Source organism: Alteromonas sp. 1_MG-2023 (assembly GCF_030547075.1).
In the GTDB taxonomy this organism is placed as follows: Bacteria; Pseudomonadota; Gammaproteobacteria; order Enterobacterales; family Alteromonadaceae; genus Alteromonas.
Genome location: NZ_JAUOQH010000004.1, coordinates 97,612 through 111,781, shown reverse-complemented (window position 1 = coordinate 111,781; position 14,170 = coordinate 97,612). Strand labels below are relative to the sequence as shown.

Below are 14,170 nucleotides of genomic sequence, written 5' to 3'. Positions count from 1 at the left end.
AAATGGAACGTCGGTTACTTCCGCCACTCAGTACCATCAGCGGTTTTGAAGCGGCTGCACGTAGGCTGAGCCACCGCGCGGCGGCGGAAGAGTTAAATTTAACCCACCCTGCTATTAGCCATCAAATCAAAAACTTAGAAGAGAGCTTAGGCGTAAAACTATTTAATCGCGACGGCAGAAATGTAGTTCTTAGCGATGAAGGAAAGTTGTTTTACCCCTATGTTCTAGAAGCACTTGAGCAACTTGCTTTAGGTGTAGCCACAGTTAAAAATGCGGTTGAACATGCACCGCTTCGAGTGCAAACCTATGTCACATTATCTATCCGCTGGCTTGCTCGCCGGTTACCCGCTTTTCATGAAGAACACCCCACGGTAAATGTTCAGCTCGATACCTATGCATCGAAATGGGAGTTCGACGAAGAGTCTTCTGATGTAGGCATTGTGTATTGCGATACCGCGCCATCAGACCGGTATCATTGGGCACCTATTTTCGACTCTCGAGTATACGCGGTGTGTAGCCCTACATTACTTGAAAAATACCAAGGTAATTTAACCCCAAAAGACTTATTAGATTTACCTTTGCTTTCAGTAGAAACCGAAGTGGATTACTGGAAGCGATGGTTTGAGAGCGCCAATTTAACACCCAGCGTCATTACTCCATACATGGTGGTAGACACCAAAGCCGTTGCCCTTGAAATGGCTATTAACAATGAAGGGGTAGCTTTAGTAAACGGGCCCTTTGTTGATGATGATTTACGACTGGACCGTTTGGTGAAACCCTGTGAGCATGAAACCACATTTTCTGGAAGCTGGGGCATTATTTGCCGTAAAGAAGACAAAGATAAACCTGATATAAAACATTTCTTTGACTGGATGCTTAAAATCACTTCGCAGGTATAAAGGCCGCCCAACTGACCGTTACGACACACGCATGTCGTATAACGTTCTGACCCTGCCCTGCGCCTATATTAATGGCGCAAGACGCGTTATACCCACAACCATCGGTATCAATTGATTAGCAACATAGTCCTAATCTAGGGCGATGATTAACGGTGTTAGTCCATGACGTTAACCCACATCCCGCCCAAAAAGACAAACCACCTCAATGATTAACCAATACTTTTAAATTAATTCATACGCTATAGCGTAGTCAATTAAAGCGCTGTAGATATATTCTACTTTTCAAAACGAAGGATTTATCTTTTCACATAAGACATACGATTTTTATTTCTATATACTAAATTTTGGTTTGTATTAATTTCAAACTAATAAAATAGATAAAAACAGGTAAAGTCAAGATAGGGATTTAAAGCCGCGATTGGGTAAAATTAAAAATACTAGATGCATTACACGTTTAAAAATTAATTCCCAGTAATGAAATATGTCATAAAATTCTACGGAAATAATTTTTAAATTGGTAACGACGCATTTAGAAAGTGATGAGTCGTAATAATTAAAATATCGCTATTATTGAGTGTTAGAATGTGACTAGCACCACTTTTTTAGAACTATTATTAGCGAAGAAAAAGCCCTATTACGGCGATAACTACTGTGTGAATAACAAGCAATCACTGCAAAGTTTTGTACAACGCTTGTTCACTAATTTCAATCGACAAGAATCACGGTGATGATAAAAATTGGGTAAAATAGCGCATTCATAAAATAAATGCATTATCCAATAAGTATTCTCCAAATCTTGGCTTTACCTTAAAAATTTAAAGCACAGCTGATTGTTGTGCACTATAAGTAAAAGAAGGTAAAAAATGTCTCATAATGCAGCTAAAGCATTAAAAGCAAAAAAAGGCCTCGCAAATAAGCCCCCTACATGGCTACGCTTTGATTTTAAAAACGATATAAAGCACAGCGTATTTTGGCCTCCGTTTCTCCTCCTGCTGGCCGCTATGGTGTTTAGCTTCATTGACCTACCGCACTTCCTTCGTGTGGTCACTAGCATTAATGATTGGATATTAGATACCTTTGCGTGGCTATTTAGCTTTTCTACGCTGTGCTTACTGCTGTCGCTTGTCGCTACTTTCTTCTCTCCATTAGGTAAAATTAGAATTGGTGGTAGCCGCGCTACGCCTTTGCTATCTAAATGGCAGTGGTTTTCTATTACTTTATGTACCACTTTGGCCACCGGCATTCTATTTTGGAGTGCGGCCGAGCCCATGTTCCATTTCTACGAACCGCCTGTGTCACTAAATATTGAACCGCAAAGCGAAGCAGCCGCCGTATTTACCATGGCCACCATGTTTATGCATTGGACGTTCACCCCCTATGCTATTTACTGCTTGCCTGCATTGGTGTTCGCCCTGTGTTTCTATAACTTGCAAATGCCCTTTTCCCTTGGCTCGTCACTTAAGCCATTTCTAGGGAAGTTGATCACCGCAGCTACCGGCAAGGTTATCGATGCTATTGCGCTGTTTGCGTTAGTTGCCGGTATGGCTTCATCGTTAGGCACAGGGGTGTTGATGTTAAGTGGTGGGTTAGAGTCGGTATTAGGGCTGCCCAATACCAAAACCGTAATGGCATTAGTATGTGCCGCCATTGTTATTACCTTCGTGGCATCTGCGGTAAGCGGGTTGCAAAAAGGTATTGCTAAGTTATCTAACCTTAACGCTAAGATTTTCATAGTCGCCTGTATATTTGTGCTTTTCTTTGGCCCCACCAGCTATGTATTTTCGTTAGGCATTGAAGGGTTAATTGACTACGGCACTAACTTTTTTGCCCGAAGCCTAAATACTTACACCGGCCCGAACGACGAATGGCCGAAGTTATGGATAGTGTTTTACTGGGCAAATTGGTATGCCTGGGCACCGGTAGTTGCCTTGTTCCTTGGCAGAATAGCCCGCGGTTACACGGTAAGGCAGTTCATTGTGGTGAACTTAGTACTGCCTGCCTTATTCGCCATGATATGGATGTCGACCTTTTCTGGCAGCACCTTATTTTTCGACCAAGAACTAAATGGCGGTATTCGCCAAGCGATGGATGCCAATGGGGCTGAAGGCGCTATTTATTCGCTATTTGATAACCTACCAATTAGCGCTATCGTGGCGACTATATTCATTTGTATCACGTTTATTTCTTACGTAACTGCGGCGGATTCTAATACAGACACTATGAGCAATTTGTGCTCTACAGATGCCGATGAACCAGAGACAGCTGCCAGTGTTGAATGCGCCACAGATACCACCGAAGATGCAAGTGCAAACTCGGGCTCATTGTTAATGCTTAAATTCGTGTGGGGCATTAGTATTGGCATTATCGCATGGGTAATGGTGAGTTTTGCCAGCATTGATGGCATTAAGATGATGTCGAATTTGGGCGGTCTGCCCGCCATGTTTATCATTATTTGCGTAAACGTTTCATTAATAGTGCTGGTATACCGCGTGGCTCGTGGCAATATGCTGGAACCAAAACCGGCTAAAAACCACAGGAATATAGATCCTCCTGAAGGTTTTTAACCTTCCTAGTTAACCAATTATAGAGATGGCGTTAGTAAACTACCCTACTAACGCCTCTTACATTGAGTAGAGTTATGCGCGTTTTACTTCAATCTATGTTCTCGTTGCTGCTTTCTGCGGCCATTTTACTGATGGGCCACGGTTTACAATATACCCTTGTGCCTTTATATGCAGTAAGCCTTGATTGGGCCCCCTCTACCATAGGCTATATCGGTTCTAGCTATTTTCTTGGCTTCGTATTTGGCTGTTTAAGTGTGCCAAAGCTTGTGGCTAGAGTAGGTCATATCAGAGTGTTTACTGTGTTAATTGCCCTGACCACGGCTTCTATGCTGTTCATTGGCATGGTGAACCATTTTGAATCGTGGTTGATAGCGCGATTGCTGATGGGATGGTCGATGGCAGGTATCTACATGGTAATTGAAAGCTGGCTAAACGAGAAAACCAGTTCTGATCATCGCGGCAGTATATTGTCGATATATGCGGTTATTACATTATTCGCCATCTGTGTAGGGCAATTGCTGGTCGGCTTCGATATTGGCTTTGAAAGGCTATTCATGCTGGCTGCTGCGCTACTAGTAATAGGCATATTGCCTATTGGCTTAACCTCGCGCACAGCACCAAACCCCATCCCAGATATAAAATTTAGTTTCAAACGTATTATGTCGGTTTCACAAATCGCCATGGTAGGAGCCTTCTTAGGCGGCTTTGTTACGGGTGGTTTTTGGGCATTAGGGCCTGTGGCCGCTAACAGCAATGGCCTTGATGCAGGGCAAGTGGGGATTTTTATGGCGGTTACCCTATTAGGCGGGGCTGCATTGCAATACCCATTAGGTCGATTATCTGACTTTATCGACCGACGCCTAGTTATTGCTGGCCTAGCTATTGTTGGCTTCATTATTTGTATTATTGCTGTACAGCCATTTTTTGAAGGCCCATCATTTATATTCATCACCATGTTTTTATTCGGCGGTTTGGTCTTTCCGCTTTATGCACTGTGCTTAGCCCACGCGAACGATAATACCGACCTTTCGGTGATTGAGATTGGTAGTGGCGTGCTAATGATGAACAGCTTAGGCAGTGTATTTGGGCCCATGGTGGTGTCGTCTTTAATTAAGTACACACAACATGCCTTGTTCATAGTGTCTGCCTTCGCGTTTTTTATATTGGCCTGCTGGACCATATACCGCATTAAATTCCACAAAGTGGATCGTGAACACTTTATGCCTTTCGTAAGTGTAAGCAAAACTACCCATGAGGTTATTGAAGTGGGTATTGATGAAGAAGAGCCTGTTGATTCTGAAGAAGCTTCAGCTGTTGAGTCAGTTTCAGAGTCAGAGCCAGTAACAGAATACGAGCCCGTTTCTGAACTAGAACAGGACTCTACGTCAGCCGCTTATGATGAGCACGAACCAAAACCAGATGCTTAGGCTAAGCTTTAGACACTAAGCTTTAGACATTCGCGCATATACTGCCGTGGCGTTACTTTGTAAACACCACAGTTTTTTGGCCATACAGAAATATGCGATTTTCAATGTGATTTTGTACCGCTCGAGCCAGAGTTAAGCACTCTACATCACGCCCCTTTGCGGCTAAATCTTGCGGTAAGAAACCGTGATCGACCGTTTCCACTCCTTGACTAATAATAGGCCCTTCATCTAGTTCATCGCTAACATAATGGGCAGTTGCACCTACTAACTTAATGCCTTTTTCATACGCCTGATGATAAGGTTTCGCCCCTTTAAAGCCGGGTAGCAACGAATGGTGAATATTAATCGCTCGGCCTTTTAGCTTCACGCACATGTCGTTCGACAACACCTGCATATACCGTGCAAGTACCACTAAATCTGTATCGTATTGCTGAATGACTCCCCACACCAAGGCTTCTTGTTCAGCCTTAGTTTCGCTGCTAATGGGAAAATGGTAGTAAGGAATATTGTGCCATTTTGCTAGGCTGTCGCAGTCGGGGTGGTTAGACACTATAGCTTGAATATCAACCGCTAAGCTGCCCACCCGCCAACGATATAACAAATCATTTAAGCAATGATCTTGCTTCGACACCATGATCACAATTTTAGGTTTATATGCCTTTGCAACCAACTGCCACTGCATAGAAAACTTATCTGCTTGCGGGCTAAAACCTTCAAAGAAGGCTTGTCTGTCGAAGTTCGCACCATTGTCGGGCCGAAATTCAATGCGAATAAAGAACTGTCCGTTCTCGGTATCGTCAAACGAGTGAATCTCGGTAATGTAGAAGCCGTTTTCATACAAATAACGGGTGACCACATCTACCGTACCTAACTTACTTGAACAGCTAGCGGTAATAATTTGTGCTTGCGCATTTTGTTGTTGAGCGTTTGTCGGCAGCGCCATTGCTGTTCCTTATTACCAAGTAAAATTGTTAAACACGCTTAAAGGGTTATACGTAAACCGTATTCTTTGCTGCTTTGCTGCAGCCACAACCAAAAGTAGTCGGCAAAGCTCCGTCGTACCACAAGCTGAAAACTGTCGTAACTAGTGCGGCGAATATAAGTAGACGATTTAGCGAATGCGGTTCCGATAACCTTACCCACAGGAAATTGCTTAAGGTGAAAATCGTAGCCCGTTGATTTTTGCATTACCTTGATACAATCAGGCCCGCTGATCTCAAGAATAGTTTGCCCGCCACTAATATCAGACACCGCAAAATGCCCAGTGATATTGGCTCTAAGGGTTTCTTCCACCGTCGCTTCTTGCCCGCCTTCAACAATAATGAGCCACTCATCGGGCGATAACCACATGATAGTCGCGTCATCATTTTGTAGAGACGTGCAAGGGGTTAGCGGTAGCGTTAAACCCAGTGCTTTTTCTACGCCGTTTTTAAATTCTGGACTGTCACTATTGCCTCGCAAATTAAGGTGCCCCAGCAACTTAGCTTCACGAAGAGACACGCCGCCTTCTTTAGTTACACTGGCTAAAGACTCAAAATCTGCATGGTACAAAGGTGACTGTACATTAACGATATTAGACATTTTGACGGTCTCCTTTGGCATCATAAAATACTGAACTGCATATCTCGGCTTCCACTGTGGTGCCATCGGCCAGAGGGACAAAAACAGACTGCCCCATGCGATCAAGACCTCCTTTCACCACAGCCAGTGCAAATGAGTGACCCAAGCACGCACTGTAATAGCTAGAGGTAACATGCCCAACCATGGTCATAGGAATACTTTGGTTAGGTTCGAACACAAGCTGTGCGCCTTCGGGCAATACAAAATTCTTATCTTTAGGTTTTAACCCTACGAATTGCTTGCGATCGCTGCGCTGATTATCTTCTCGGGTCCAAGAGCGTTTACCTAGGTAATTGAATTCTTTCTTCTTCCCTACCACCCAATTCATGTCTAAATCTTGCGGCGTTACCGAACCATCGGTATCTTGCCCCACTATAATAAACCCTTTTTCAGCCCGTAATATGTGCATGGTTTCCGTGCCGTAGGGGGTTATATCGAACTCCTCTCCGGCGGCCATTACCGCTTCCCAGGTATGAAGACCATGGTTGGCTTGCACGTTTATTTCAAAAGACAATTCACCGGTAAACGAAATACGGAATATACGCGCCTTCACGCCCGCCACTTCGGTGGCAATCCAGCCCATGTAAGGAAAGGCCTCGTTGCTCACATCAGCATCGGTGAGTTTTTCCAACACCTTACGGCTATTGGGCCCCGATATGGTCATGGTAGACCAATGATCGGTCACTGTACTGAAGTACACTTCTAATTCAGGCCATTCAGTTTGATGCCACAGTTCTAGCCAACTTAAAACAGCAGGCGCGCCGCCTGTGGTGGTGGTCATTAAGAAGCGGTTATCGTTAATACACGAGGTTACCCCGTCGTCAAACACCATACCGTCTTCTTTACACATTACCCCGTAGCGACATTTCCCTACGGCTAACTGGCTCCATGGGTTGGTATAAATACGGTTTAAAAATTCTCGAGCGTCCTTACCTTGAATATCTATTTTGCCCAGCGTTGAAGCATCTAAAATTCCCACGCTATTGCGCGTTGCTAAGCACTCACGTTGAAGTGCTTGCTGCATGGTTTCACCTGGTTTAGGGAAATACCATGGACGCTTCCATTGGCCTACATCTTCAAACTCTGCGCCATTGGCTAAATGCCAGCTATGCATAGCGGTAAAGCGAGCGGGGTCGAAAAGATGCTTCACATCACTGCCCGACAGTGCCCCAAAGGTAACCGGCGTATACATAGGCCGAAAAATAGTGGTACCGGTTTCAGGAATAGTTTTACCCAATGACTTGGCAGTAATTGCCATGCCATTAATGTTACCTAGCTTGCCTTGATCGGTACCAAAACCCAGCGCGGTGTAACGCTTAACATGTTCGATAGACTCAAAGCCCTCGCGATTCGCAAGCTCGATACCTGCGGCGGTCACGTCGTTTTGGTAGTCGACAAATTGTTTAGGAGCACGGCTGGTAGGTTTCACATGCGGAATATGAAACAGTGCCATGGCGGGTGCTTCAACGGGCTCTTTGATAACAGGCGCACTGCTTGGCTCTACAAGCTTTAGCTTCGGGGCTGGTTCAGCTGAAAGCTTTTTACCCGCTGAAGGCTCTAGCTCTGCTGAAAGTTCTAGAGCCGCTGATGGCTCTTGATCCGCCAAAGGCTCTTGCGCTGGTTCACCGGTTGCTGCTTGCGATGCTTTAGCGCCGCATTGCATACCTTCGTTCAACACCTGCGTTAACGAATATACGCCGTTAACGCCGCCACAGATAAGCTGTGCTTGCTCGGTTTTTCCTGGTACAAAACCTTGAATATCATCTCGCCAAACAGGTTTGCTGCCCGTGTGCGACGATAAATGCAGTACAGGGCTCCAACCGCCAGAACTAGCCACGGTGTCGCAGGTGTAGCTCACCACTTCACCCTCAACCTTTTCGCCATTACTGCTAATAGGTGCCACTTCCACCGATTTAACTCGCTTACTGCCCTTTACGTTAATAATGGCGTGGCCAAACAAAACCTTAATCCCGAGTTCAATGGCTTGTTTAACTAAATCGCCTTCAGTACCTGCTTCTGGAATAGGCCGTGTATCAGCTATTACTGTCACTTGTTTACCAGCATCATGCCAAGCGATTGCGGCTTTATAAGCATTGTCGTTGGTGGTCATTAGGGACAGTGTATTGCCTGGCACTACCGCATAACGATTAATATAAGTAGAAATCGCAGACGCCAACATACAACCCGGCACATCATTATTACCAAACACCAATGGCCGTTCGTGAGCGCCCGTGGCCAAAATAACTTGTTTAGCCCGCACTTTATGCAGTCGCTGACGGGTGCCATTACTATCGGTTTCACCAATATGATCGCTACGGCGTTCGTTAATACCTAAAAAGTTATGGTCGAAATAACCAAATACGGTGCTGCGAGGAAGTAGCGTAACGTTTTCATTTTGCTCTAATTCACTTAGGGTATTTGCCACCCATGCAGATGCACTCATGCCATCAAGCAATTGGGTAGAGCACAGTAAGCTGCCACCCATTTCATTTTGTTCATCGGCAATAATAACGCGGCTGCCTGCTTGCGCTGCAGCCAATGCTGCAGATAAACCAGCAGGGCCAGCACCCACTACCATCACATCACAATGATGATGCATTTTGTCGTAGGTATCAGGGTCGGGTTGCAATGGGCTACTGCCTAAACCCGCGCCTTTGCGAATAATTTTTTCATACGACATCCACATAGACTGCGGAAACATAAAGGTTTTGTAGTAAAAACCAGGGGGCATAGCTGCGCCGCCTACTTTGCCTACCGTTTCCATTAAATCAAAATCTACATTAGGCCAACCGTTAGTGGCGTTGCACACAAGGTTTTGGTATAGCTCGGTTTGCGTTGCCCGCGGGTTAGGAATAGTAGAAGCGTCGTTCGAGCCTATTTGAAAGATGGCATTGGGCTCTTGGGCATCAGCGGTAATAATGCCCCTAGGGCGGCTATATTTAAAACTTCTGCCTACTACATCTACGCCATTAGCTAATAATGCAGACGCAAGGGTATCGCCCTCAAAACCCTGATAGGTTTTGTTATTAAAAGTGAAGTTTAAGGTTTTATGCCGATTAATGCGGCCACCCAATTCAAGACGGTTTACTTGGCTCATTGTGTGTCCTCAGCAGTGATACTGGGCTGCTGCCCCATTTTGTAAGTTTCGAGTATTTTGTAGGTCACGGTGTGTCGCGTCATATTGAAGAACTTTCGACACCCGGCTGCATGTACCCACATTTCATGATGCAAACCACGGGGGTTTTTGCGGAAGAACAGATACTGAGACCATTCTTCGTCAGTTAACGACTCGGGTGCCAAGGGGCGCACAATGTGGGCTTGACCGTGGGGGTGAAACTCTTCTTCTTCGCGATATTCTTCGCAATAAGGGCAGTAGATATGCAACATGTTTTAATCTCCCTGACTTAGTGCGCAACACCGGCAGCGCCGTGTTCGTCAATTAGTTTGCCCGATGTGAAACGATTCACGTCAAAGGCCTTGGCAAGTGGGTGTGGTTCATCTTTTGCCACTGTGTGTGCAAAAACATGGCCCGACCCCGGCGTAGCTTTGAACCCACCAGTGCCCCAACCGCAATTGAAGTACAGCCCCTTAATATGGGTTTTCGAAATAATCGGGCAGGCATCAGGGCACGTATCAACAATACCGCCCCACGCGCGATTAAGCCTTACTCGGCTAAAAATAGGGAACATTTCGATAATGGCAGAAATAGTGTGTTCAAGAATGTTAAATGAGCCACGTTGCCCGTAGCCCAAGTAGCCATCGATTCCCGCGCCTATGACTAAGTCGCCTTTATCCGATTGGCTTACGTAACCATGTACATGGTTAGACATAACAACCGTGTCGAGTATGGGTTTAATCGGCTCAGACACCATGGCCTGTAAAGGATGAGACTCCAATGGCAGCTCCATGCCAACCATTTTGGCTAGCGTACCTGAGTTACCTGCGGCTACGCAGGCAACTTTATCGGTAGAAATGAAGCCACGATTGGTTTCTACACCACAAACTGCACCGTCTTTACGACGAATTCCGGTTACTTCGGTTTGCTGCAATAAGTCTACGCCTAAGGCATCAGCGGCGCGGGCATATCCCCATGCCACGGCATCATGGCGGGCTGTGCCGCCACGGGGTTGCCACGATGCGCCCATCACGGGGTAACGTGCGTTTTTAGAACAATCTAGAATAGGCACAAGATCTTGTACTTCTTGGCCATTAAGTAATTGTGAATCGATACCGTTGAGTCGGTTAGCACTTACTCTTCGCTCAATGTCACGCATATCTTGTAATGTATGGCCAAGGTTTAGAACGCCTCGTTGGCTAAACATCAGGTTGTAGTTTAAGTCTTGGGCCAAGCCTTCCCACAACTTCAATGAATGTTCATACAAATGCGCCGCTTCATCCCACAAATAGTTGGAACGAATAATGGTGGTATTACGGGCCGTATTGCCGCCGCCAAGGTAGCCTTTTTCAACCACAGCAATATTGGTCATGCCATGCTCTTTTGCCATGTAATAGGCCGTGGCCAAACCATGACCACCACCGCCAACAATAATGGCATCGTAGTGCTTTTTAGGCGTTGGATTTCGCCATACTCGCTGCCAGTTTTCGTGGTGACTCAAGGAATGCTTTAGCAGTCCGAACCCAGAGTATTTTTGCATGGTTCTACCTTTCATTAATTGCGCGCAGCATTGGCGTTTTTGCTGATACCAATTCGGTTTTTGTAGCAGCATATTAGCCCTCGTTTCACCGTCTAATAGTTCTGCTAACGCCACAATTACCACCATTAACGACATTATTTTGAGGTTTAAAAAGTGAGGGTAAATGAACTACTTGAGTTGTAAAAAAGGCGTTACTGAAACCGGATATCAAAAACAAAAAATTCCGAGCGAGTCGGAATTTTCGATAGGAAATAAGCGTTATCTTAGCGCTACGTGGGGTGCTTAATATTCAATGGCCACATCGCCCTTCGGTATGCTGCAGCAGCTTAAAATGTAGCCATCTTCCACATCTTCATCGGTAATACCGCCGTTGTGTGACATTTCAACCTCGCCAGCTGTTTTCTTCACCATGCACGTGCCACACATGCCTAGCCCGCAGCCTTTGGGAATATGTAAGCCCACAAGCGCAGCCGCGGTATGCACGGTTTGATCGGGTTGAATTTTGATTGATTTACCGCTGTTACTAAACTCAACTTGCAATAAGTCGTCGGTATCAATGTCGATATTCGCATTATCATCAGCTTGCTGCTGTGCATCCAAATGCGCTTCGGTCGGCGGCAAGCCAAAGCTTTCTTCATGGTAATTTTCCATGTTGAACCCCACCACCGTGAGCAGCTTTTTAATGGCGTCCATGTAAGCTGGCGGACCACAGCAAAAAATGGTTCTTTGCATAAAGTCAGGAGCAATAATTTCTAGTTGGCGCTGATCCACAAACCCATAATAACCATTCCAACTTTCGCCATTTTCATAGCGTTCACACACGATATTTAAATTGAAGTTGTCGATGCGCGCATCCATCAATTTTAGTTCGCGGTAATAAATGATGTCTCTGGGTGTTCTGGCGCTATGAACGAAGGTGATATCTACGTTGGCGTTAGTGTCGTACCACCAGCGTGTCATCGACATAATGGGCGTAATACCTACCCCGCCCGATAGTAGTAGTACTTTGTCGCTAACAATATCAAAGCAGTTAAACGCCCCTACCGGGCCATGAATTGTGAGTAAATCGCCCAGCTTTAAGTTGTCGTGCATCCAGTTAGACACTTGGCCGCCGGGTATGCGTTTTATGGTAACGGAAAAGCTGTAGGGCACCGATGGTGAAGACGAAATAGTGTAGCTACGAAATACTTGCTCACTGTTTATCTGCAATTCGAAGGTAACAAACTGCCCCGGCTTAAAAAAGTGCATAACCGGTGAACTTGCCTTAAAACAAAACGTACGCACATCCATGGTTTCATAGATAACGTTAACGCACTGCACTTCGTGGCGCCCGTTGGCCCAGCTCTGGGTATTTACATCGGTTAAAAAATTCTCGCTCATTGCGAACACATTCCATAAAACTAAACAGGATATGCGCTCAATATCTACTAGTAGGAATTGCCCCACTTATTCAAAAACGACAAGCCTATAACCAATAACACCAACAGTAAAAATCGAAACTCGCTTGCGCAAATTAAACGGATTAAGAAAAAACGGGATAGGTCGGAATTGCACGCTAGTTTTGTCGTTTTTGGCAATGCTTTAATCACTAAGGCGCTGCAAAATCACAAAATTCAGGTAGAGCATATGTCGAACATACAAAGGCTCTGTACAAACCTACACTCCACCAGCCTAACCATATAAAAAAGCTGGAAACTATACAGGGCAAGGAAACACATAGAATGGCAAACCTAAACATTATACCGAGTTCGACAATACCTTGTACCAAAGAGCAAGCGATAGCGGATAGCCTAAAAGCGCACCCAGTGTCATTGTCGCTACCCCAGCCCTTCTACACCGAGCAAGCCAACTTCGATATTGAAATGGAGCAAATATTTCAAAAAGAATGGTTATTTGTAGGGCTTAGCTGCGAAATTCCCAAAAAGGGCAATTTCATGACTCAGCAAATTGGCAATAGCCCCATCACGATAGTGCGCGATCAAAACGGCGAAGTACGCGCATTCCATAATGTTTGCAGACATCGCGGCTCGAAACTGTGTCTAACCGAAAAAGGTAAAGCCGCCAAGCTAGTGTGTTCGTACCACCAGTGGACGTACGAACTAGACGGCAACTTACTTTATGCTGGCACCGACATGGGCGACGATTTTGATAAATCGAAATACGGTTTACGCCCCGTTCATTGTCGAAATGCGGGCGGGTACATTTATATCTCACTTAGCGACAACCCAACCAATATTGATGATTTCTTTGAAGATCTTACCCATTACCTTGAACCCTACGATTTAGAAAATGCAAAAGTGGCCGTTGAAAAGACCATAGTAGAAGAGGCAAATTGGAAACTGGTAATAGAAAATAACCGTGAGTGTTATCACTGTAGCGGCTCGCATCCAGAGCTTTTGGGCTCGTTATTAGAGTGGGACGATACGGAAGACCCAAGAGCCAGCGATGAATTTAAGTTTTTAGTAGCGTCAAAGCAAGCCCTATGGGACGCCGAAGCCATTCCTCATAAGCATGTTTCTCACGGATACGCTAAGCGCAACCGCATTGTTCGCATGCCGCTAAAAGAGGGCACGCTAGCAATGACAGTAGATGGCCAATTAGCGGTAAAGAAATTAATGGGAAGGATTAAAAACCCTGAGTTAGGCTCCATGCGTATTTTGCACCTGCCTAATTCGTGGAACCATGCACAAAGCGATCATATTGTTGCCTTTCAAGTTAAGCCCCTAGGACCACGTAAAACCGAAGTAACGACAAAGTGGGTAGTTAATAAAGACGCAGTTGAAGGCGTAGATTACGACACTGAAAGACTTACTTACGTATGGGATGAAACCAATAAACAAGACAGACGTTTAGTAGAAAACAACCAACGAGGCATTAATTCGATAGCCTATCAACCAGGCCCATATTCTGCGACTTATGAGTTTGGTGTGATTAACTTTATCGACTGGTTTAGTTATACCATGCAAGTGAACATTGCGGCATCAACTTCTCGCAGTTAAGGCCTT

Annotated in this window: 10 protein-coding genes; 4 read left to right on the top strand and 6 right to left on the bottom strand. The window is 45.2% G+C overall.

The window, feature by feature from the left end; all coding sequences use genetic code 11:
- The first annotated feature begins 2 nt into the window (after nucleotides 1-2).
- From Q4561_RS05650 to Q4561_RS05640, 3 genes are all read left to right on the top strand, one after another.
- A complete protein-coding gene (locus Q4561_RS05650) occupies nucleotides 3-899 on the top strand; it encodes a LysR substrate-binding domain-containing protein (RefSeq protein ID WP_303458240.1) in 897 nt (298 codons plus the stop codon).
- Between the two features lie 863 nt (nucleotides 900-1,762).
- Nucleotides 1,763-3,463 carry a BCCT family transporter gene (locus Q4561_RS05645; protein ID WP_303458239.1) on the top strand — a complete coding sequence of 567 codons (1,701 nt, stop codon included), beginning with the start codon at nucleotides 1,763-1,765 and terminating at the stop codon, nucleotides 3,461-3,463.
- Between the two features lie 74 nt (nucleotides 3,464-3,537).
- The gene (locus tag Q4561_RS05640) at nucleotides 3,538-4,890 is read left to right on the top strand and encodes an MFS transporter (protein WP_303458238.1); all 1,353 of its coding nucleotides are present in this window, start codon (nucleotides 3,538-3,540) and stop codon (nucleotides 4,888-4,890) included.
- A gap of 52 nt (nucleotides 4,891-4,942) precedes the next feature.
- On the opposite strand, the gene purU is transcribed toward Q4561_RS05640, so the two are convergent.
- The 6 genes from purU to Q4561_RS05610 all read right to left on the bottom strand — a co-directional run bounded on the left by purU (nucleotide 4,943) and on the right by Q4561_RS05610 (nucleotide 12,545).
- A complete protein-coding gene (gene purU, locus Q4561_RS05635) occupies nucleotides 4,943-5,833 on the bottom strand; it encodes a formyltetrahydrofolate deformylase (protein ID WP_303458237.1) in 891 nt (296 codons plus the stop codon).
- 38 nt (nucleotides 5,834-5,871) lie between these two features.
- Entirely contained in the window at nucleotides 5,872-6,471 is a 600-nt protein-coding gene (locus tag Q4561_RS05630) for a sarcosine oxidase subunit gamma (protein ID WP_303458236.1), read from the bottom strand.
- On the bottom strand, nucleotides 6,464-9,607 hold the full coding sequence (locus Q4561_RS05625) for a sarcosine oxidase subunit alpha (RefSeq protein ID WP_303458235.1): 3,144 nt from the start codon (nucleotides 9,605-9,607) through the stop codon (nucleotides 6,464-6,466). Before Q4561_RS05625 ends, Q4561_RS05630 begins: the two co-directional genes overlap by 8 nt.
- A complete protein-coding gene (locus tag Q4561_RS05620; RefSeq protein WP_062085503.1) occupies nucleotides 9,604-9,897 on the bottom strand; it encodes a sarcosine oxidase subunit delta in 294 nt (97 codons plus the stop codon). The genes Q4561_RS05625 and Q4561_RS05620 overlap by 4 nt, the downstream gene beginning before the upstream one ends.
- Before the next feature lie 17 nt (nucleotides 9,898-9,914).
- Entirely contained in the window at nucleotides 9,915-11,165 is a 1,251-nt protein-coding gene (locus Q4561_RS05615; protein WP_211069236.1) for a sarcosine oxidase subunit beta family protein, read from the bottom strand.
- Nucleotides 11,166-11,447: 282 nt separating this feature from the next.
- On the bottom strand, nucleotides 11,448-12,545 hold the full coding sequence (locus Q4561_RS05610; RefSeq protein WP_303458233.1) for a hybrid-cluster NAD(P)-dependent oxidoreductase: 1,098 nt from the start codon (nucleotides 12,543-12,545) through the stop codon (nucleotides 11,448-11,450).
- A gap of 341 nt (nucleotides 12,546-12,886) precedes the next feature.
- Here Q4561_RS05610 and Q4561_RS05605 point away from each other — a divergent pair, with 341 nt between their 5' ends.
- Entirely contained in the window at nucleotides 12,887-14,164 is a 1,278-nt protein-coding gene (locus Q4561_RS05605) for an aromatic ring-hydroxylating dioxygenase subunit alpha (protein WP_303458232.1), read from the top strand.
- Nucleotides 14,165-14,170 lie beyond the last annotated feature (6 nt).

Excerpts from the sequence above, each read along its gene's own strand:
- Q4561_RS05620 (WP_062085503.1), bottom strand. The coding sequence starts at position 9,897 with ATGTTGCATATCTACTGCCCTTATTGCGAAGAATATCGCGAAGAAGAA.
- purU (WP_303458237.1), bottom strand. The coding sequence starts at position 5,833 with ATGGCGCTGCCGACAAACGCTCAACAACAAAATGCGCAAGCACAAATT.
- Q4561_RS05645 (WP_303458239.1), top strand. The coding sequence starts at position 1,763 with ATGTCTCATAATGCAGCTAAAGCATTAAAAGCAAAAAAAGGCCTCGCA.
- Q4561_RS05605 (WP_303458232.1), top strand. The coding sequence starts at position 12,887 with ATGGCAAACCTAAACATTATACCGAGTTCGACAATACCTTGTACCAAA.
- Q4561_RS05640 (WP_303458238.1), top strand. The coding sequence starts at position 3,538 with ATGCGCGTTTTACTTCAATCTATGTTCTCGTTGCTGCTTTCTGCGGCC.
- Q4561_RS05625 (WP_303458235.1), bottom strand. The coding sequence starts at position 9,607 with ATGAGCCAAGTAAACCGTCTTGAATTGGGTGGCCGCATTAATCGGCAT.
- Q4561_RS05630 (WP_303458236.1), bottom strand. The coding sequence starts at position 6,471 with ATGTCTAATATCGTTAATGTACAGTCACCTTTGTACCATGCAGATTTT.
- Q4561_RS05650 (WP_303458240.1), top strand. The coding sequence starts at position 3 with ATGGAACGTCGGTTACTTCCGCCACTCAGTACCATCAGCGGTTTTGAA.
- Q4561_RS05615 (WP_211069236.1), bottom strand. The coding sequence starts at position 11,165 with ATGCAAAAATACTCTGGGTTCGGACTGCTAAAGCATTCCTTGAGTCAC.
- Q4561_RS05610 (WP_303458233.1), bottom strand. The coding sequence starts at position 12,545 with ATGAGCGAGAATTTTTTAACCGATGTAAATACCCAGAGCTGGGCCAAC.